The organism is Chryseobacterium turcicum, assembly GCF_021010565.1.
GTDB classification, from domain to species: domain Bacteria; phylum Bacteroidota; class Bacteroidia; order Flavobacteriales; family Weeksellaceae; genus Chryseobacterium; species Chryseobacterium turcicum.
This window is the reverse complement of record NZ_JAJNAY010000001.1, coordinates 199,391-219,265: the sequence shown is the minus strand read 5'-3', so window position 1 is coordinate 219,265 and position 19,875 is coordinate 199,391. Positions and strand designations below refer to the sequence as shown.

The window sequence follows — 19,875 nt, the reverse complement described above, 5'->3', positions numbered from 1 at the left end:
TTGAGCTCATTTTCTTTGAAAAAAGAAAATAGCGAGTGCGGAGAGCGGGAATAAGCTCTAAAAAGATTTAATTATATTTTGCAATATAAAAATCTTCTTTGTCTCGCATTAGCTGTTCTTCTTCCTCGGTTTTATCCTTATATCCAGAAAGATGAAGAATGCCATGGGCTAAGACTCTTCTGAGTTCTTCTTCATAATTTTTGGATAGAGTAGAAGCATTATCTAAAATGCGCTGCAAAGATACGAAAATCTCTCCGCTTATTGTTTTGCCTTTCACATAGTCGAAAGTGATGATGTCTGTGTAGTAATCGTGCTGTAGATAATCTTGGTTGACTTTTAATAAATATTCGTCGTCACAAAAAATATAATTGATTTCTCCCAATTTTTTGCCTTCTGAAAGAATGATGTCTTCCAGCCAAGTTGTGTATTCTGTATTTACCGACTCGGGTAAATTTTCGTAAAAGAATTGTATCATTTTTTTTAAAACCAGTGCCCTAATATAACACTGAATATGCCTTTTTGGTTATTTTTTAATGAATGACTGAAGTTTAGTTTTATTTGTCCAAACGGAGATTTATATCCTAAAGTTGCTCCTACTGAACTGTAATTTACTTTTACAGCATCTTCAAAACTGATGTCGTCTGAAAGATTGGCGAAAGAAAAATTTCCGCTCAAAAATAAGTTTTTATAAAATTTAAATTGTAAATCATTTGAAACTGAAACTACATTATTGGTATTAAGCTGTGCAAAATAAAATCCTGAAAAATTTTTGAAATTGATGATATTCTGTTCAAACATTCCTCCTAATCTGTATTGATAATATTCTGGAAGATTTTCACCAATGGTAATTCCTCCATAAAGATTGAGGTGGTAACTTAATTGTTTTGTAATCGGAAGATTAATTCTTAGATCAGCTTTTACCTGAATGAGCCTCTTGTCAACTTCAGATTTTAATAAATCAATAACTTTTCCTTCAGCGTTAAGGTAGAACCCTTTTGTAGGAAAATCTCTATCATTTTGAGTATCGCTTTTTAGAAATACATAAGGATTTAGGAAGCGGTTGTAGCGTTTATTTAAGCCATTAATTTCTGCTTCGAAATAGTCATGGCTCATTCCTGTTCCGATTGCAAATTTATCTTTCCATACCGATTGAATGTAGACTTCATTGCGGAGCCATTCCCATTTGTCTGTATTTATGTTTAAATTGTTTTTTAAATCAAAACTCATTCCCGAAGAGTAAATACCAAAGCCAGGAATATACCCGTTGTCTATAAAATAGTTAAAATAATATCTCGGTTTATCTCCTACAATGACATCTAAAGAAAGGGTTGAATTTTTGAATAAAAGCCTTTTGGCTGAATAGTTGAGTAGAAGTCCGGTTTTGAAAATTTCGTCATAATGAAGTCCTAGTTTCAGAAAATGTCGGGCATCATCTTCGGTGACATATAATTTCAAATAGTTAAAATTATTTTCGGTAACGATGTCATAATTGATAAAGCGGTAGTTGTTGGTGGCAACTAATTTGTCTAAACCTTTGTTTATGCTTCCATACGTTTGCATCGATGGTAGACGAAGACCCATTTTACCGAGAACATAGTTTTTACCGTATATTTTACCACCATCAATCGATATACTGTCAATCTTGTAGACGTTAGAATATATAGGGTTTACAGCTTGTCTTAGGCGGTCAAATTCCCGTTTTGGTAGTTGGTCTAATACCGCAGCATATTTTAATCCTTCTACATAGCCGCTATCAAGAATTTTTTTCTTGTCGTCGTAGCTTGTAGCAGTCATTCCGGTAAGGTTAGGTTTTATATTGATATCAGTATATTTATACTGTCTTCTTGTATCTTTCTGAATGCCGAAATCTATGACCTGATTCAAAATAGAAATGATATTATTCAAATCTTCTCTCTTAGATAAATCTTGATTTAAATCGACTCCAATTACGATATCAATTCCTTTATCTTTTAAAGGTTTTGAAGGATAATTAACAGTCATCGCTCCGTCGATATAAATGCTGTCTCCAATTTTCACAGGATCCATTAATGATGGAAAGGCAGAACTTGCCATAATCGATTGTACCAAATCACCACTTTCCAAAATCTGCATATTTCCACTTTCGAGATTGGTGGCAACACACATAAATGGAATAGGAAGTTTTGAAAAATCATTGACGTTGGAAACATTTTTAAAAAGCTCTTTCAAAAGATAAACATTCTTTTGCCCCGAACTGATAGAAGAGGGAAGGGTTATTTTCCCGTTTTTTAAAGGAATAGAAAAAAGATATTTGTCGACAGATTTATTAAAAAAAGTACTTTCTTTTCTTGATTTAGGATCTCTGATTAATGAATAGAAATCGGTATCCATTACTATTTTTTCAATCTCTTTACCAGAATATCCGGAAGCGTATAAACCTCCAACGATAGCACCCATACTTGTGCCCGAGATATAATCTACTTTTACGCCTAAAGAATCTAATACTTTGAGAACTCCTACATGTGAAAAACCTTTCGCTCCACCACCTGCAAGTGAAAGTCCTATTCTAGGATTTTTGGGAATCACCAAATCTTTCTTTACCTGAGACTGTATCAAAAGCATTTGAAATGCGAATAGAAAAGTGAGGAGTTTTCTCATAGTTAATCTTTTATATAAATCCGTTTTACACGTGGTGAAATGGAGGTTAATACTTCATAAGTTATGGTTTTGCAATAGTCTGCAAATTCTTTAAGACTTGGTTTTGCATTGAAAACGGTCACTTTATCACCTTCTTTTACATTGGGAATATGGTCTACATTAATCATCATCATATCCATACAAATGCTTCCCACAATAGGAGCTAAAGTTTTATTTACACCTACGCTTCCGATTTGGTTTCCTATTAATCTAGGAATTCCATCTGCATAACCCACGGGAATTGTAGCTATTTTAGTAGGATGATTTGCTTTAAATCTTCTGCTGTATCCTACAGATTCTCCATTTTCTACTAAAGAAATTTGTGAGATTACCGTTTTAAAGCTTACCACAGAATGTAGCTGTTTTTGTATTTCGTTATTAGGTGATTCTCCAAGCATTCCTATCCCAATTCTTACCATGTCATATTGATGGTGAGTATAATTTGTAATTCCTGAAGAATTGAGAATATGTCGAATAGGAGTGTATCCTAATTTTTTAATTAAGTACGATGAGTTTTTCTCAAAAGTTTCCAGCTGATGTAAAGTAAATTCTTTCTCAGTCGGCATATCAGAAGATGAAAGATGACTGAAAACACTTTGAACTTTTAGGGTTGTTTTATTTAAAATTTCAATTAAATCATCTAATTCAAAATCTTTAAAACCAAGACGATGCATTCCTGTTTCCAGCTTAATATGAATAGGGTAGTTTTTATCATACCCTGACTTTTGAAGAGCTTCATAAAATAATTCTAAAACACGAAAACTGTATATTTCCGGTTCTAAATTATATTGAATCACGGTCTCATAGCTGTGTTGTTCAGGATTCATCACAACAATAGGAACAGTAATTCCTTTTTTTCGAAGCTCAACCCCTTCATCCACAAAAGCAACGCCCAGATAATCAATATGATGATGCTGTAAAAATTCTGAAATCTCATAACTTCCTAATCCATAAGAGTTTGCTTTTACCATTGCCATCATTTTTGTGGCTGGTTTAAGTAAAGATTTATGATAATTAATGTTATGCAAAAGTGCATTAAGATTGATTTCTAAAACCGTATCATGTTTTCTAAGCTCAAGTACATCTTTGATTTTTTCAATCTCAAATTTTCTTGCTCCTTTGAGAAGTATGATTTGATTTTCGATTTCTGTAAGATATTTACTGTCAATTAACTCCTGAGTATTAATGAAAGTATGAGTTTTAGATTTAAATAAATCACTAAATCTTGATATTTCGTCACCAATTAGGAAAACAGAATCAAATTTTTGCTCATTAACCAATTCTGAAACTTCTTCATACAACTCTTGTGAATTTGAATTAACACCGACAATATCGGTTAGAACCAAAGATTTTTTAGGTTTTTTATATTCATTTAAAAATTGAAGGGCAGTCTTAAGAGAGTCTAAATCTAGATTAAAAGAATCATTAATGACAATATTGTTTTTAATTCCTTCAATCGCTTCAAGTCTCATTTCGACAGATTTCAAAGCATTGATTTTTTCTATGATATTTTGATTTTCTATACCTAATTCCTTCAAAATAGTTATCAGCGCTAAAACATTCGTTAAAGTCGCTTCATCTCTTTGATGAACAGGAAAGGAAATTTCTTCATTGAAGTATTGAATGGTAAACTTTTCATCTTTTGAGATGCTATTTTTAAAGTAAACCTGATTAGAATCTGAAAGCCCGTAAGAAATTAATTTTTTACTTGAATATAAATCGTTTAATTTTTTGTCAACCAAAGTATTATCACCGTTGTAAATAATGACTTCAGAATCTTTGAAAAGCTGTATTTTTTCATCAATTAGTTCTTCTTCAGATTTGAAATTGGCAAGATGTGCAGTTCCTATATGGGTCAGTAAGCCAATTTGAGGCTGAAAAATATTTTCCAGGTTAATCATTTCATCTGGTTTAGAAATACCGACTTCAAAAATGCCTAGCTCGTGAGCATTACTTATTTGAAGCAAAGAAAGGGGTAAACCAATTTGAGAATTAAAACTTTTAGGGCTTTTTACGGTCGGAAACTCATTCCAAAGACATTGATAAAGCCATTCTTTTAAAATAGTTTTTCCATTACTTCCCGTAATTCCAATAGATTTTATAGAAGAATTTTTGAAATGATATTGTGCTAATTTTTGAAGAAATTCTACTGAATTTTCAATAATAATCCAGGTTACATTTTCAAACTGAGCATAGTGATGTTCAGAAATAATAACATTGATTCCTCTGTCAATTGCCGATTCAATAAATTTTTCCCCAGAATTTTTTGGAGTGTTGATGGCAATGAACGCAGCATTTTTAGTAGAATAAATAATTCTGCTATCAAAAGCGATATTTTTGATTAATAATTCTCCCTCACCAATAACTTTAGCATTGGTGATTTCTGCAATTTGATTTACTGTATAGTTCATTGGTGCCTTTTCTCCTTATTAATTCAAATTTTATTACTGAATTCTAAAAATCTAATATACTTAATTATCTTTTTTGTTTAACACTTCATCCACAAAAACTCTTCGGCTTACCGCATCATAAGATTCTGTTTCTCCGAGTTCTACCAAATTTTTTCCTTCAGAAGTTCTCATTGAGTAATTGGCGAGATTTCCTGTTCTTCTGCAAATTGCATGCACTTTGGTAACGTATTCAGCCGTTGCCATCAAATGAGGCATTGGCCCGAAAGGTCGTCCCAGAAAATCCATATCTAACCCTGCGATGACCACACGAATTCCGCTATTTGCCAACTGATTGGCAATATCTACAATGCTTTCGTCAAAAAACTGAGCTTCATCTATTCCCACTACATCACAATTTGACCCCAATAAAATAATTTCATTAGGGTTTTCTACCGCAGTACTGCGAATCTTGTTTTTGTTGTGCGAAACGACATCTTCATCAGAATATCTCGTATCGGTTTTAGGTTTAAAAATTTCCACATTTTGCCCCGCCATTTCTGCCCTCCTCAGTCTTCGGATCAACTCTTCGGTTTTTCCGGAAAACATTGAGCCACAAATAACTTCCATCCAACCACTTTGTTTGGAATGATTAATTGTATTTTCTAAAAACATTTGTTAAATTAGCCGTAATATTTTAACATCAAAAGTAAGCAATTTTAATAAGAATCTACGATGCAGAACATTCAAGATTTAAAGGATAAGATTTTTTTTGAATCCAAGAATATCATTGATATTTTGGGCAGAATAAACAATGTTGATGAACTGATTTCGAAACATGATCTCTTGAATGATCTAGTGGAAAAAATTGCTTTTTTGAAGTTGTTGGATAAAAATCTGGGAGATTATCAACGAGAAAATTCAAATTTTTCCGTTTTTCAACAAGATGAATCTTTGGTTTCAAATTATTTGGTGACCGAAGAAGAAGCGATTTTTAATAATGAACTGAACGAAATAGGAAATGAATCTTTTTCTGAAGCTGAAACTAAATTTGAAGTGGAAGAAGAGGAAGCTATTTTTAATAATCAGTTGAATGAAATTATTGAAAGCGATTATCACGAAATTATTGTCAATTTAGCTGAAGAAAATCAGCCGGAAGCCAACGAAAATTTTGTTTCCGATGAAATTTCTGATCATTTGGAATTGGAAGAAGAAGCTGTTTTCAATAATCAGCTCAATGAAATTGATGAAGATGAGTCTTCAGAAAATACAAATCGTGTTTTGAGTTTTGTAGATGAAGATAGGATTTTGGAAGATTCTCAGCCGGAAAGTGATGATGATTTTAATGAAGAAATCTTTAATGAGGAAGTTACCAAGGAAGAAGTAGTTTTCACTAATCAGTTAAGCGAAATTATTGAAGAAGAAAATTCTAATTCTGAAAATGAATCTGGCAAAAATCAAATTATTACCGATGTTTTTGAAACTGAAAACAACGAAGATGAAATTTTGATTGAAGAAGCAGAAACTGAATATTCGTCAATCTTTAATCATGAAAATGATGAGATTATCAGTGAAAGTTCAAACGTAGAATCTATTTTAAGCGAAATTAAAAAAGATAATGACGTTGCTGAAGAAGAAGTGGAGTTGAAAACGGAAGACTCTGACAGACGAAAAATCTTAGATATTGATAAACCAAAATCTGATAGAGTAACAGAAGTTCCGAAATCTGACGAAAGTTTTGAAAATCTGGATGAATATCATCAGAATCAAAAAATAAAACTTGCTAATATAAGAGGTTTAAAATCAATTCAAACTTTATTTGATGATGATCCTTTAGAAAGAGAAACTCCGCATGAAAAAGTTGAGATTCCAGTTATAAAAGAAGATACAGGAAGTTTGATAAAAACAAATATCCCGACCCAATTTATGGAAGCGGAAAAGCAAAGACCGGAATTTAGACTTGATCTGAATGACAGAATTGCTTTTACAAAGGTGCTTTTTAACGGAAGCCAGACCGATTTGAATGCATCAATTTCTGAATTGAACAGATGCAAAGACATCGAGGAGGCAAAAGAGTTTCTTAGCGAGCTGTATTATGACAGAAAATGGGATAAAGTAGATGAGTATGCCCAAAGACTTTGGGTATTGGTAGAAAATAAATTTTTATAATTTTGAGCGGTATTTTATATTTTGTTCCGACACCGGTCGGAAATCTTGAAGACATGACTTTCAGAGCGGTTAAAATGCTGAAAGAAGTAGACTATATTTTATGTGAAGACACCCGAACTTCGGGAGTTTTATTGAAGCATTTTGAGATTTCAAAACCTTTAAGGTCTTACCATCTTCATAATGAGCATCAGGCAACAGAAAAAGTGATTGCTGATCTTAAAAACGGTCAAAACGTTGCTATTATTACGGATGCAGGAACTCCTGGAATTTCAGATCCCGGCTATTTATTGGCGAAAGCAGGATCAGATCACAATATTCAAATGATTTGTCTTCCCGGTGCAACTGCGTTAATACCAGCTTTGGTGGTTTCGGGTTTGCCAAATAATGAATTTCTTTTTGCAGGATTTCTTCCTCCAAAAAAAGGCAGACAAACAAAGCTGAAACAGCTTGCAGAAGAGAAAAAAACCATCGTTTTGTACGAAAGTCCGCACAAGATAAATACGACTTTGGAGCAAATCAAAGAATTTTTCGGTGAAGAGACGAGAGCGAGCTTGAGTAGAGAAATTTCGAAAAAATTTGAAGAAACTAAGAGGGGAACTATCGATGAATTAATTGAGTTCTCTAAAAGCAAAACTTTAAAAGGAGAAATTGTGCTGATTGTAAATAATTCTTTAAAGTAAATTTCATTGAAAAAAATAGTTTTCATTCTGCTTTCAGGTATTTTTTCGGCACAGAGCAATCAATATAAAGAGATATTGTTGTCTAAACAAGTTGGGAAAGAGGTACGCTTTTATACCAATGGGTACGGAATTATTACCGATCCTTATACAGGAAGTATTTCTATAATAGATTCTCTAGGAGAGATTTCTTTTAATTATCCTTTTAAAAGTGAAATTCTCCGTCTTTCGAAAGAACGATTTATTTTGAAAGTAAAAGAGGGTGAAGCAAACGGAAAAACAGCTTTAATTGACGGAAAGGGAAATCAACTGATTCCTTTAGATCAATTTAAATATAGAACTTGGGAAAATAAAGACCGTTTGATTATATCAAAAGATGGAAAAGATGGCGTTTATGACTACAATGGAAAACAGATTATTCCGGATCAGGATAAAATAGAATTCGCAAACGACAGTAGATTTTTCATTAAAAAAGATAAACTTTGGTTTATTTATAATTTTGACGGTCAACAGGTTTCTGATAGAGAATTCAAGGAAAACTTAAAGTTTTACAAAGGAAAAGTCTATTTGAAAACCGGTACTAAAACTGGAGATGTGATTGATATCGATGGTAAAACGGTGAGTCAATTTTCAAATCATTACATCGAAGATATTAATGGCTATCCTTTTTTAATCACGAAAAATATTTCTAAAAATAAGTATGGAATTGTAGATGAAAATGAGCAGGTTTTAGCAGAAAATATCTACGAACAGGCTTTTGTAGGGAGAAATTATATTTACCTTATTAAAGACAATAAAGTAAGCGTTTTTTCTAAAGCAGAAAAAACGGTTTTCCCTACCGAATACCATTATGTAAATCATTTGTTTAACGGTATTTTTAAAACGCTGAAAGACGCTCAAAACCCTAAAATTGCTGTTATTAAAGTAAATGGAGAAGTTATTTTACCTAAAGAATATGATGTGGTAGAAGGTTTTAAAATAAAGGGTGAAGATTATGTTTTTGTAAGCAAGGATAACGAAGAAAGACTTTTAGATAAGAATTTTGAAAGTGTTTTGGATGAAAGATTTCAGATTGAGAAAATCTTCTTTAATAATGTAATTGTTAAAAAAGACGAAGTTTATTATAAGTTTTCTCCAAAAGAAAAATCTTACACACCGATTAAAGATATTGTTTCTATAAAACCATTTCAGTTTTATCCTGCAATCATCTGTAAAAATAAAGAAAACCTTTACGGAATGCTTGATGAGGAAGGAAATGAGATTGTTCCTTTTATCTATGATGATATTGTAAGTTTTCTTTCAGGAAATGAAGTGGTGGTACAAAAAGGAGATAAATTTGGGGTTACCAATCTTAAAAATGAGCCTCTAAAAGAGGTGATTTACGACAAATATTCTGCAGACAACAAAAAGCTTACGCTTATAAAAGATAAAGAATCGGAAGTGCTTGATTTTAGTTCTTCAGAAGAAAAATTGATGTTTTAGAATATAAATTTGAGCTAAAATTCGCAAAAACAAAATCTATATATTTGCAAACTGAATAATTTTAAACCACTCAAGTTATTTGGATTTTTAAAATAAATAATCATTATATGAAACTATTAGAAGGAAAAGTAGCGCTAATTACCGGAGCTACAAGAGGAATCGGAAAGGGAATTGCTGAAATTTTTGCTCAACAAGGTGCAAAAGTAGCATTTACATATGCCGGTTCTGTAGAAAAAGCGAAAGAATTGGAAACTGCTTTAAGTTCTGTTACTCAGATTAAAGGTTATCAGTCTGATGCATCAGATTACGATGCTGCACAAAAATTGGTAGATGATGTGATGGCTGAGTTTGGTAAAATCGATATTTTGGTAAACAATGCAGGAATTACCAAAGACAACTTATTAATGAGAATGTCAAAAGACGATTGGGATACGATTATCAAAGTAAATTTAGATTCTGTATTCAACCTTACGAAAGCAGTAATTAAGCCAATGATGAAGGCTAAATCAGGTTCTATCATCAATATGACTTCTGTAGTAGGGGTGAAAGGTAATGCAGGACAGGCAAACTATGCGGCTTCAAAAGCTGGAGTTATTGGATTTACAAAATCTATTGCTTTAGAGTTAGGTTCTAGAAACATCCGTTGTAACGCTATTGCACCAGGATTTATTGAGACTGAAATGACGGCTGCTTTAGACGAAAAAACCGTTCAGGGATGGAGAGAAGGAATTCCTTTGAAAAGAGGAGGACAGCCTGAAGATGTAGCGAATGCTTGTGTTTTCTTCGGAAGCGAAATGTCTTCTTATATTTCAGGTCAGGTTTTAAACGTTGACGGAGGAATGTTGACTTAAGAAAATTTTATTCTAAAATATAAAATCCCTTTCATAAGCTTTATGGAAGGGATTTTTTTATTATTCTGTATCGATGTAGTTTCTAAGCCATACCTGAAGGTCTTTTTCAGGAGAAAGGTTGATTTTTTTTCTAAAATTATAACGATTGTTTTCTATTGTTTTTATGGCTTTAAAAGTATAATCTGCAATTTCTTTTGTAGTAAACCCAAGATAAACATACGCTGAAAAAGTGAGCTCGCTGGGTTTCAGGTTTTCATTAAGCAAAAGCATTTTAGACTGAAATTTGGGATACACTTCCTGAAATCTTGTGTAAAATGAAGGGCTATTATCTTTGGCGAGCTGTATAATCTCTTCGAAGGCTTCATTTACCTGTAGTTTCAGTTTATGGGTTTCTTGTTCTGTGATTTCTTTTTCTTTAATCAGTTTTTTTGTGATTTCAATAGATTCCAGATTCTTAGATTTTGATTTTTTAAGAAGATAAATAATAATAAATACAGCAATTAAAACCATTAAAGAGATAATAATAAAAGTCGTTCTCTGAGTTTTTTTTACTTCAAGATTGTGCTTTATTTTTTCTTCTTTCATAGCTTCGCTCAGAACAAAATCTCTTTCTTTTTTCATTCTGTCATCCAGCTTCTTGTGGGTTTGAAGGTAAAGGTTCTGATAGTATTTTGCTTCTTCTAGATTGCCCTGAGAGATTTTCAACTCTGCAATTTTCTTGTATAATTCGCTTAAAATATCAGGAAAATGATGCAGATTAAAACTCTTTAAAGCCAAATCATAGAAAGTTTGGGCTTTAGGATAGTTTTTTTGAGCCGTATATAGATTTCCTAGACCTATTAACGATTCCGTTTTGCAAGGATGTATCTTATTTTTAAAATAGTCTAACGACTTGTTATAATAATATTGTGCAGAATCTTCTTTATTCTGACTTAGATAATAATTTCCGAAGCCTAAACCCGAACAACCTTTTTGAATGTAAGCGTTCTGTAAATTGATTCTTTTAAGAATTTTAGCTTCTTTCCGTAAATAATAATACGTAGAGTCGGGCTTATTTATATTATCGTAGATATAGCTCAAATGAGAATAAACAGTGCTTTCTATAAGAGAATCTGAAGCTGTTTTATTTTCTTTATTTTTTAAGATTTCAAGCGCTTTTCTGTAATTCTTAAATGATAAGGTATAAAGCTCGAGAAGTAGGTAATTTCCCCCTAATAAGGACGAAATATTAGCAGCATGGGATTGATTACTCTCTAGATAAGAAGAATATTTTTGTGCTTCTTTTGCATAATCAATACTTTGTTTGAAATTGGCATGGTCGTGATGATATGACGCTAAAAAATAATTGCCATACGATAGTCCTTTATCATTTTTTGAAATATGAGATAATTTAATAAGTTTCTGCGAAGCTTCAAAAACTTGGTCAGATTGTCCGGATAAATGAATCGTGTTGATTTGTTTTACCAAAAAATCAACATCAGACTGGCTTTGAGCATAATAACAATTGCTCAAAAGAATAAAACTAAATAAATATTTGAAAGAATGGAAGTAACCCATTTAAATAATTTGGTATTATTAATTTATTAAATCACAAAATGAACAAAACGTCCTATCCATGGGTGTTTCGGTCTTTTTTTAACGAAATATTTTTTGCACAACTATTGTGCCATTATAAAGTGAGTTATTGAAATATAAACGGCGCCAGCCAGCTTAATTTCAATAAATTAATAAAAAATAATTCTCCTTTTTTACTGAAAAATAAAAGAAGTTTACTGTTTACACTCAATGTACCTTAGGATATATGGTTTTTAAATTCATTTTAAATTAAAAACCGATGCAGAATAAATTACTTATTACAACTTATAAATTGATTAAACTTTTGATAAATGAGGAGTAGGAAAAGAGTCATATTTTATTATAAAATTAAATTTACAAAATAAAAAATCCCCGAAGATTTTAAACTCAATAGGTTTAAAAATCTCCGGAGATTAATTTTTCTCCATCATTCGGATTCTAGTTTTTTTTTGAACGGTACAAATAGAAGAAAAAGCGAAAACAAGAGCAAAATATCTACCCCTCATTTTGCCCTCTATTTATATAAACCTTTGTTTAAAGGGTTTATCAGATGTTTTTATTTATTATTGTTATTAATCAATTAATTGGGTACGATGGTTTTTGCCCCATTCTACAAGTGTTTTTATGACCTTTTCTGTCGTTTTTCCATATTCTGAAATAGAATATTTTACGGTAACAGGTTTTGTTTTTTGCACCGTTCTTGTGATGAGAAGATTAGCTTCTAAATCTTTAAGCTCTTTAGACAAAACTTTTGCCGAAATTCCCTCGATATCTTTTTCAATTTTATTAAAGGTATTCAGAGAATCTTCTCTTGCAGTGAGGTAATGCAAAATAAGCAATTTCCATTTTCCACCTAAAATTTCCAATGTATCTCTCATGGCAAGAAGGTTGGGGGTGCAGTCGGGCGGGTCGCTTTTTATTTTTTTCATATACGATTAGTTACCAAAAAGTTAGTACTTACCAAAAGGTAACAGATAGGGCTAAAATATGCTATTAGCCATAAATTTGTGTAATAAAATTAATCAAAAAATAATTAAAGTTTATAAAAATGGAAACAACAAAAAATATACGAAGAATAGAAACTGTTTTAAAGCCAGAAACTTTCACTTGGGTAGGAGATGCATTTTATACCACCTCTTTTATTGGAAATAAAATTTCGCGAAGAAGAATGGACCCTTTTTTCGCGGTAGGCTATAATGCTGATATTCATTTTGATGCAAGAGAAATTCCGAGAGGAGTAGGAGCGCATCCACACAAAGGTTTTGAAACCGTAACCTTAGCTTATAAAGGAAAAATAGAGCATGGAGACAGCTTGGGCAATCACGGTGTTATTGGCGAAGGCGATGTACAATGGATGACCGCTGGTTCAGGAATTTTACACAAAGAACATCATGAAAAAGAGTGGTCTAAAATGGGGGGTAATCTTCAAATGGTTCAGATGTGGGTTAATTTACCTGTAAAAGACAAAGAAACAGAGCCTAAATACCAAGATTTGTATTTTGATACAATGACTAAAGTTCCTTTGGAAAATGGAGGCTATGTAGATGTAATTGCTGGAGAATATCAAGGCCAAAAAGGTAAGGGAACTACATTTTCACCAATCAATCTGTTTAATGCAAGATTAGAGAAAGGTAGTAAAGGAGATTTTACTTTTCCTAAAAATTATAATACCGCAATTTTGGTAATTGAAGGAAGTATAAAAGTAAATGATGACGAGATTTTAGAGCAAAATACCTTTGCGATGTTTGAAAATGATAATGGCGAAACTTTTTCTTTAGAAGGTTTATCAGATAATACCATCGTTTTGATGATGAGTGGTGAGCCATTGAATGAGCCAATTGCGCATTACGGTCCGTTTGTAATGAACACTCAAGAACAACTTGCAAAAGCTTTTGAAGATTTCAGCTCAGGTAAGTTTGGTTATCTAGTTTAATTGTAGAATAAAGGTCGGAAATTTCCGACCTTTTTTATGACTAATTTTTATAATCATTATCCAATAAATCTGATAGTTCAGTATGTTTTTTAAACATAGAAACTACGTAGGGACAAGTAGGAAATACTTTTTTGTTTTCAGATTTTAGATAGTCAACTAAAGCATCGAAAAGAGGTCTTCCCAGTTTCTGTTCTCTGTAATCATCGTAGACCAATGTTCCGTTAGCTTTAAGGCTTCCATTGGGCATAATGTCATATTTTAAATAACCTGCTTCATTGCCGTCAACATTGACTGTAAATCTGCCTTTTTCATTGTCCTGAATGTGTTTTATTTCCATCATGTTTTAAATTTATTAATTAAATATTTGATTTTCCTGTTCCTGAACTCTGATAAAAGTAGTTCGTTTTGACAGTTCTTTTAAGGTAGAAGCGCCTACATAAGTGCAGGTGGAGCGCACTCCGCCTAAAATATCTTTCACCGTTTCAGAAACAGAACCTTTATAAGCTACTTTCACGGTTTTACCTTCCGAAGCTCTGTATTCTGCAACACCTCCCGAATGCTTGTCCATTGCTGTTTTAGAACTCATTCCGTAGAATTGCTTAAACTTTTTGCCATTTTCTTCAATCATCTCACCACCACTTTCATCGTGGCCGGCAAACATTCCCCCGAGCATTACAAAATCTGCTCCGCCACCAAATGCTTTGGCTACATCACCAGGAACTTTGCAACCTCCATCGGCAATAATATGACCTTTCAAACCATGTGCAGCATCAGAACACTCAATTATTGCTGATAATTGAGGATATCCAACACCAGTTTTCACCCTCGTGGTGCATACAGAACCGGGACCAATACCTACTTTGATAATATCTGCACCTGCTAAAAGAAGTTCTTCTACCATTTCACCAGTCACCACATTACCTGCAATAATAATTTTATCGGGGAAATTGGCTCTTGCCTTCTTTACAAATTCAACAAAATGCTCAGAATATCCGTTGGCAACATCAATGCAGAGAAACTCTATTTTTGGATGGTTTTCGAGGATGGTTTTTATTTTTTCCTCATCAGATTTACCGGTTCCTGTGCTTAAAGCGATGTATTGATAAATATTTTCAGGCTGGTTGTTAAGAAACTGACTCCATTCTTCAATGGTGTAGTGTTTATGAATAGCTGTGATGATTTCATCTTTAGCCAGCTCTACAGCCATTTCAAAAGTTCCTACCGTATCCATATTGGCGGCGATAATGGGTGTGCCTTTCCATTTTTTTTGGGTGTGAAGAAAAGTAAACTCACGGTTTAAATTTACTTCTGAACGAGATTTTAGGGTAGAACGTTTAGGTCTAAACATAACGTCTTTAAAACCAAGCTTTATATCATATTCTATTCGCATAATTTGGAAAATTAATTGAAATAAATTTAGTGAAAAGATTGATAGAAAAGCTTAAAAGAAATGATTTTATAATTTATTTGTGAGAAAAATATCTCTCCCACAGATTTAATAGGTCAACACATATTTTATGCGCAATTATCTGTGAAAATCTGCGTAATCTGTGGGAAAAACAATATAAGGTTTTAAACTTTCACGCCCCATAAATTTATTTTGCCTCTCCAATCAAAGCCAAGCTTTTCATAAAGTTTCTTTGCTCCGAGATTGTTTTCAGCAACGTGCAGGAAAGGAGTTTTATTATCTTCAAATATGGTATTTGAAACAAAAGCGACCAACTGTTTTGCAAAGCCTTTTCCCAAGTAATCTGTATCCGTGATTACGGCACTTATTTCTGTCATATCGTTCATCTGCATTCTTTGGCCTGTGACAGCAACGAGCTTATCATCTTTAAAAATTCCGAAATATCGTCCTAATTCCGGAATTCTGTTTTTGAAATAATACGGATAAAATGTCTTAACAAAAGCTAATAATTCCTCGTGATTTTCGCTCTGAAGCTCGATAATTTCTTCGGTATAATCAAGCTCAATTTTATTTTCTAAAACGTATTGGTCACAAATAAGCTGAGATATTTCGGTTTTAAAATTGCCCAATTCAGGTTTAAGTCCGAAAATAAGAAAGTCATCACAGATTTTTGAATATTCTGTGATGTCATTTTCTTTTGCAATGTTTAATGAACCTCCAAAAGCAGCAACTTCCGGGTTGTAAAATTTAGAATCTCCAAAGTTTAAGCAAAACTTTTCATGATATTCATTAAGTGAATGATAGACAGGATTATCTAGTTTTTTGTACATTGTTCAAATGGATTTGATAGTAATCATTAAGTTTTTAATGCAAAGTTTTTATTTTAAAAAAGCATTATAGTCAAGTTGACATTACTTAAAATCCATTACTTCACGAAGAGTATTCATGTATTCGTAAGCGGTCATATCAAACTTTACCGGAACAATTGAGATATATCCATTTGCCAAAGCGGTTTCATCAGCATCTTCTGATTTATCCATATTGTTGAAATGACCTGTTAACCAATAGTATTTTTTGCCATGAGGACTGATTCTTTCGTCAAAGCTTTCTTCCCATTTTGCATTGGCTTGCTTGCAGATTTTTACTCCTTTAATTTCTTCTTTTGGAAGTTTCGGAATATTTACATTCAAAACAACACCTTTAGGCATAGGGTTTTCCAAAGTTTTTCTTACAATTTCCTGAATATATTCTTTAGCTTGTGTAAAATCTGCTTCCCAGCTGAAATCTAGAAGTGAAAATCCGATTGAAGGAAGCCCTTCTACACCACCTTCTACCGCTGCAGACATCGTTCCCGAATAAATTACATTGATAGATGAATTGGCACCATGATTAATCCCAGAAACTACAATATCCGGTCTTCTTGGAAGTATTTTATCTAAAGCCATTTTCACACAGTCTACCGGAGTTCCGCTGCACGAATAATCGGTTTGTGGACCTTCAAGCTGTACTTCTTCATAGCTTAAGGTAGAGTTTATGGTAATTGCATGACCTTTTCCGCTTTGTGGCGAGTTGGGAGCAACCACGATTACGTCTCCTATTTCATTCATAAATTCTACAAGATTTCTGATACCCGGAGCTGTAATACCATCGTCATTTGTTACCAGAATAAGTGGTTTTTCCATAAAAATTTAATTTTAACAAAATTACTTAAAACTAATTGATAATTGTAAATAAGGTATTAAATTTGATAGTTTGTAACAGTCATTCAATAAATGCTACTTATTAAATGATTTTAAAGAATTTAAATAAAAATATATTACAGATTTATGTGGAAAAATTTTAAACTAAATAAATTTCTACTCTTTATTCCATTAACAAGTCTTATGTTTTGTTTCAACTCGCCAAAGAATGACGATGAGAAAATGCAGACGATAATGGTGAGCGTTAAAAACACACTTTCATATTTACATTACAGCCCAAAACCTATTAATGATGCCTATTCAAAAGATGTTTACAAGCATTATTTTGAAATGATTGATCCTGGAAAAAGATATTTTCTTCAGTCTGATATGACAGAATTTGGTAAACATGAAACCAAACTTGATGATTATATCAATCAGGGAGATTTGCAGTTTTATAAACTGACGATTGACAGGTTGTATCAAAGAGTAGATGAAATTGATAAATTAACACAGGAGATTTTCAGCAAGCCAATTAATCTAAATGAAGACGAAACGCTTACTTTAGAGTCTAAATTGAAGAAAGTTCCTGCTGATCAAAAAGAGCAATACAACGAGTGGAAAAAATTCATCAAATACAATATCCTTCAGGAAATTGAATCGATGAACAGCAAAGAAGAAGCTCAGAAAGAAAAGAAAGATTCTGTACAGAAATTTAAGCTGAAAGATACCATTAAGCTTGAGATTCTTACGCCTCAACAAAAGTTGACAAAAGCGACAGATGAAGTAAAAGATTTGGTGAAAGAAACATTTACCAGATTCAAAAAGAGAAAGAAAATGGATTGGTTTTCGGTGTATATGAACGCTTATACAGAAGTTTTTGATCCACATACCAACTATTATTCTCCGAAAGACAAAGAAGATTTTGATACTCAGTTTAAAGGAAAAGTAATCGGAATTGGGGCTATTATTCAGGAGAAAAAAGGAAATCTTTATTTAGGAGCATTGACGATTGGTGCGCCAGCTTGGAAATCTAAAAAATTGTCTGATGGTGATAAAATTTTAAAAGTAAAATCTAATCCTAAAGAAGACCACGTAAACGTTGTAGGAATGCTTTCTGATGAGGCAGTACGATTAATCAGAGGTGAAAAAGGAACTCCGGTTACTTTGACGGTTCAGAAAAAAGATAAAACCATTGTAGAAGTTACAATGATTCGTGAAGAAGTGGCGATAGAAGATACTTTTGCAAAAAGTATTATTGTCAATTCACCAGGCGGAAAAAAATACGGATTTATCAACCTTCCAAGCTTTAATGCAGATTTTGAAGATGAAAAAGGAAGAAATGCTTCTGATGACATCAAAAATGAAATCATTAAGCTAAAGGCTCAGAATATTGAAGGAATTGTCTTAGATCTTAGAAATAACGGTGGTGGTTCGTTAACTGAAGTTGGTGACATCATGGGATTATTTATGAATGCAGGTCCTTATGTTCAGGTAAAAGATGGAAACGGAAAAATTCAGACGTTAAAAAATAAGCAGGAAACTCCAATTTGGACGGGTCCTTTAGTAATTATGCAAAACGAAATTTCAGCTTCGGCTTCAGAGATTTTGGCAGGTGCAATGCAGGATTACGGAAGAGCAATTATTGTAGGTTCGCCTCAATCTTATGGTAAAGGAACGGTACAAACTTTTGTAGATCTAAACAGATTTTTAAACTCAGAAGATGATTTTGGATCTTTAAAACTGACGATTCAGAAATTCTACAGAATAACAGGTGAGTCTAACCAAAGAAAAGGAATTGTTTCTGATATTAAGATGAAAGACTTCTTTACTTATGCAGAAATTGGGGAAAGATATGATGATTTTGCTTTAGCATGGGACAAAATTCCGAGTGCTACTTTCCAGAAGTTGAGCTACTTTGATGTGAAAGCTTTAGAAAATGCAAGCAATGATAGAATGGCAAAAAATACAAACTATCAGTTGCTATTAGAGTCTGCTCAATGGAGAGAACAATTAGACAAAGAAGAAACGATTACATTAAATATCAATAAGTTTAATGACTTGATGAAACATAGAAAGTCTCAAATTGAAAAGTTCAAAAAACTAACGAAATTTGATAACGGATTAAAATTTGAAATGTATCCTGCGGAAATCGAAAGAGAGAAAAAGGATGAAGTTTTCAAAAAGAAATCTGAAATGTGGATCAAAAATCTTAGAAAGGATTCTTACCTGCAGGAAGCGATGAATATCGTTGCAGATATGAAAGCTAAAGGCTAAGATCAATTACTTAAAAAAAGCGGCGCTAATCATCGATTAGCGCCGCTTTTTTGTTCAAAGTGCAGAGAAGATTATTTTATTTCTACACATCCCACTCTTCCGCCTGCATTTCCCGTAGGTTGAGTTTTAAAATCATCTTCATCGGCATGAATAATAATCCCTTTTCCGATGATGTTTTTTTGCTCGTCTACACAATCGAGGCACCATTTATCGGTTTTAAAAGTCAATTTTGCTATTCCTTCGCTGTTGGCAACAAGGTTTCCGATATCACCCATATGAAAGCTAGAGTTTCCCCATTTCCCATGATCTTTTTGTGAAGGATTCCAGTGCCCACCTGCAGAAGTTGCATCAGGAGCAGAGCAATCACCTTTTTCATGAATGTGTACTGCGTGAATTCCCGGTGTGAGATGGGTTACTTCTAAATTCATAATCACTTCATTTCCATCTTGGGTAAATTTTGCAGTTCCGCCTGTTTTTGTTTCACTTTTTGCCAGAACATTGTAGGTTTTACTAGAACTGCAAGAAGCTGCCAATAAAACGCAACTTGCTAGTAATGTTAATGTTTGTAGTTTCATAAATTAATATTTAAAGGTTGGTTAATAAATTTAATTAACTATTTCAGAATAGTTTATGATTTGAAATGATTAAATAGATAGATTACAATCTTGATACCGAACTTGATTTAGAAAAAATGGAGCAATCAAAACTTTGATATTTTTAGAGTCTATTTTTCTTGAATAAAATCAAAAAAGCGATTCAGT

17 protein-coding genes are annotated in these 19,875 nt (G+C 32.7%); 6 read left to right on the top strand and 11 right to left on the bottom strand.

The features are described 5' to 3' along the window. Nucleotides 1–67 precede the first annotated feature (67 nt). Genes ybeY through LO744_RS01060 form a run of 4 tightly spaced genes read right to left on the bottom strand, consistent with a single transcriptional unit; the run spans nt 68 to nt 5,738 of the window. Nucleotides 68–475: an rRNA maturation RNase YbeY gene (gene ybeY / locus LO744_RS01075; RefSeq protein ID WP_230666529.1), complete on the bottom strand. Its 408-nt coding sequence runs from the start codon at nt 473–475 to the stop codon at nt 68–70. 5 nt (nt 476–480) lie between these two features. Further along, nucleotides 481–2,637: a patatin-like phospholipase family protein gene (locus tag LO744_RS01070; RefSeq protein WP_230666527.1), complete on the bottom strand. Its 2,157-nt coding sequence runs from the start codon at nt 2,635–2,637 to the stop codon at nt 481–483. A 2-nt stretch (nt 2,638–2,639) separates the two neighbouring features. Continuing rightward, on the bottom strand, nt 2,640–5,087 hold the full coding sequence (locus tag LO744_RS01065; protein WP_230666525.1) for a bifunctional UDP-N-acetylmuramoyl-tripeptide:D-alanyl-D-alanine ligase/alanine racemase: 2,448 nt from the start codon (nt 5,085–5,087) through the stop codon (nt 2,640–2,642). Between the two features lie 60 nt (nt 5,088–5,147). Further along, complete coding sequence (locus LO744_RS01060) at nt 5,148–5,738, bottom strand: thymidine kinase (protein WP_230666523.1); 591 nt, start codon at nt 5,736–5,738, stop codon at nt 5,148–5,150. A 60-nt stretch (nt 5,739–5,798) separates the two neighbouring features. Between LO744_RS01060 and LO744_RS01055 the strand changes: the two genes are divergently transcribed. From LO744_RS01055 to fabG, 4 genes are all read left to right on the top strand, one after another. Further along, nucleotides 5,799–7,232 carry a hypothetical protein gene (locus LO744_RS01055; RefSeq protein ID WP_230666521.1) on the top strand — a complete coding sequence of 478 codons (1,434 nt, stop codon included), beginning with the start codon at nt 5,799–5,801 and terminating at the stop codon, nt 7,230–7,232. 2 nt (nt 7,233–7,234) lie between these two features. Then, entirely contained in the window at nt 7,235–7,912 is a 678-nt protein-coding gene (rsmI, locus tag LO744_RS01050) for a 16S rRNA (cytidine(1402)-2'-O)-methyltransferase (RefSeq protein ID WP_230666519.1), read from the top strand. 6 nt (nt 7,913–7,918) lie between these two features. Continuing rightward, entirely contained in the window at nt 7,919–9,391 is a 1,473-nt protein-coding gene (locus tag LO744_RS01045; RefSeq protein WP_230666517.1) for a WG repeat-containing protein, read from the top strand. Nucleotides 9,392–9,498: 107 nt separating this feature from the next. Further along, a complete protein-coding gene (fabG, locus tag LO744_RS01040; RefSeq protein ID WP_066675951.1) occupies nt 9,499–10,242 on the top strand; it encodes a 3-oxoacyl-[acyl-carrier-protein] reductase in 744 nt (247 codons plus the stop codon). Between the two features lie 60 nt (nt 10,243–10,302). Here fabG and LO744_RS01035 read toward each other — a convergent pair whose 3' ends face one another. Next, complete coding sequence (locus tag LO744_RS01035; protein ID WP_230666515.1) at nt 10,303–11,799, bottom strand: tetratricopeptide repeat protein; 1,497 nt, start codon at nt 11,797–11,799, stop codon at nt 10,303–10,305. Nucleotides 11,800–12,389: 590 nt separating this feature from the next. After that, a complete protein-coding gene (locus LO744_RS01030) occupies nt 12,390–12,746 on the bottom strand; it encodes a winged helix-turn-helix transcriptional regulator (protein ID WP_230666513.1) in 357 nt (118 codons plus the stop codon). Nucleotides 12,747–12,865: 119 nt separating this feature from the next. Here LO744_RS01030 and LO744_RS01025 point away from each other — a divergent pair, with 119 nt between their 5' ends. Beyond that, nucleotides 12,866–13,750, top strand: a complete 885-nt coding sequence (locus LO744_RS01025) for a pirin family protein (RefSeq protein ID WP_230666511.1) — start codon at nt 12,866–12,868, stop codon at nt 13,748–13,750. Between the two features lie 40 nt (nt 13,751–13,790). Here the strand turns inward: LO744_RS01025 and LO744_RS01020 are convergent, their stop codons facing one another. The 4 genes from LO744_RS01020 to surE form a co-directional block, all read right to left on the bottom strand. Next, entirely contained in the window at nt 13,791–14,090 is a 300-nt protein-coding gene (locus tag LO744_RS01020) for a GNAT family N-acetyltransferase (protein WP_230666509.1), read from the bottom strand. A gap of 12 nt (nt 14,091–14,102) precedes the next feature. Beyond that, nucleotides 14,103–15,140 (bottom strand): GMP reductase, encoded by a 1,038-nt coding sequence (locus LO744_RS01015; RefSeq protein WP_230666508.1) that lies wholly within the window; start codon nt 15,138–15,140, stop codon nt 14,103–14,105. A 182-nt stretch (nt 15,141–15,322) separates the two neighbouring features. Then, nucleotides 15,323–15,988, bottom strand: coding sequence for a GNAT family N-acetyltransferase (locus LO744_RS01010; RefSeq protein WP_230666506.1), 666 nt, complete (start codon nt 15,986–15,988; stop codon nt 15,323–15,325). 81 nt (nt 15,989–16,069) lie between these two features. After that, on the bottom strand, nt 16,070–16,840 hold the full coding sequence (surE, locus tag LO744_RS01005) for a 5'/3'-nucleotidase SurE (RefSeq protein ID WP_230666504.1): 771 nt from the start codon (nt 16,838–16,840) through the stop codon (nt 16,070–16,072). Nucleotides 16,841–16,984: 144 nt separating this feature from the next. On the opposite strand from surE, the gene LO744_RS01000 reads away from it, so the two are divergent. After that, a complete protein-coding gene (locus tag LO744_RS01000) occupies nt 16,985–19,114 on the top strand; it encodes a carboxy terminal-processing peptidase (RefSeq protein WP_230666502.1) in 2,130 nt (709 codons plus the stop codon). A 71-nt stretch (nt 19,115–19,185) separates the two neighbouring features. Here LO744_RS01000 and LO744_RS00995 read toward each other — a convergent pair whose 3' ends face one another. After that, entirely contained in the window at nt 19,186–19,689 is a 504-nt protein-coding gene (locus tag LO744_RS00995; protein WP_230666499.1) for a superoxide dismutase family protein, read from the bottom strand. Between the last annotated feature and the right edge of the window lie 186 nt (nt 19,690–19,875).

Bases quoted from the DNA above. Each gene is read 5' to 3' on its own strand.
- LO744_RS00995 (WP_230666499.1), bottom strand. From the start codon at position 19,689: ATGAAACTACAAACATTAACATTACTAGCAAGTTGCGTTTTATTGGCA.
- LO744_RS01060 (WP_230666523.1), bottom strand. From the start codon at position 5,738: ATGTTTTTAGAAAATACAATTAATCATTCCAAACAAAGTGGTTGGATG.
- LO744_RS01020 (WP_230666509.1), bottom strand. From the start codon at position 14,090: ATGATGGAAATAAAACACATTCAGGACAATGAAAAAGGCAGATTTACA.
- LO744_RS01030 (WP_230666513.1), bottom strand. From the start codon at position 12,746: ATGAAAAAAATAAAAAGCGACCCGCCCGACTGCACCCCCAACCTTCTT.
- LO744_RS01015 (WP_230666508.1), bottom strand. From the start codon at position 15,140: ATGCGAATAGAATATGATATAAAGCTTGGTTTTAAAGACGTTATGTTT.
- LO744_RS01010 (WP_230666506.1), bottom strand. From the start codon at position 15,988: ATGTACAAAAAACTAGATAATCCTGTCTATCATTCACTTAATGAATAT.
- LO744_RS01065 (WP_230666525.1), bottom strand. From the start codon at position 5,087: ATGAACTATACAGTAAATCAAATTGCAGAAATCACCAATGCTAAAGTT.
- LO744_RS01070 (WP_230666527.1), bottom strand. From the start codon at position 2,637: ATGAGAAAACTCCTCACTTTTCTATTCGCATTTCAAATGCTTTTGATA.
- surE (WP_230666504.1), bottom strand. From the start codon at position 16,840: ATGGAAAAACCACTTATTCTGGTAACAAATGACGATGGTATTACAGCT.
- fabG (WP_066675951.1), top strand. From the start codon at position 9,499: ATGAAACTATTAGAAGGAAAAGTAGCGCTAATTACCGGAGCTACAAGA.
- LO744_RS01000 (WP_230666502.1), top strand. From the start codon at position 16,985: ATGTGGAAAAATTTTAAACTAAATAAATTTCTACTCTTTATTCCATTA.
- LO744_RS01025 (WP_230666511.1), top strand. From the start codon at position 12,866: ATGGAAACAACAAAAAATATACGAAGAATAGAAACTGTTTTAAAGCCA.
- LO744_RS01035 (WP_230666515.1), bottom strand. From the start codon at position 11,799: ATGGGTTACTTCCATTCTTTCAAATATTTATTTAGTTTTATTCTTTTG.
- ybeY (WP_230666529.1), bottom strand. From the start codon at position 475: ATGATACAATTCTTTTACGAAAATTTACCCGAGTCGGTAAATACAGAA.
- LO744_RS01055 (WP_230666521.1), top strand. From the start codon at position 5,799: ATGCAGAACATTCAAGATTTAAAGGATAAGATTTTTTTTGAATCCAAG.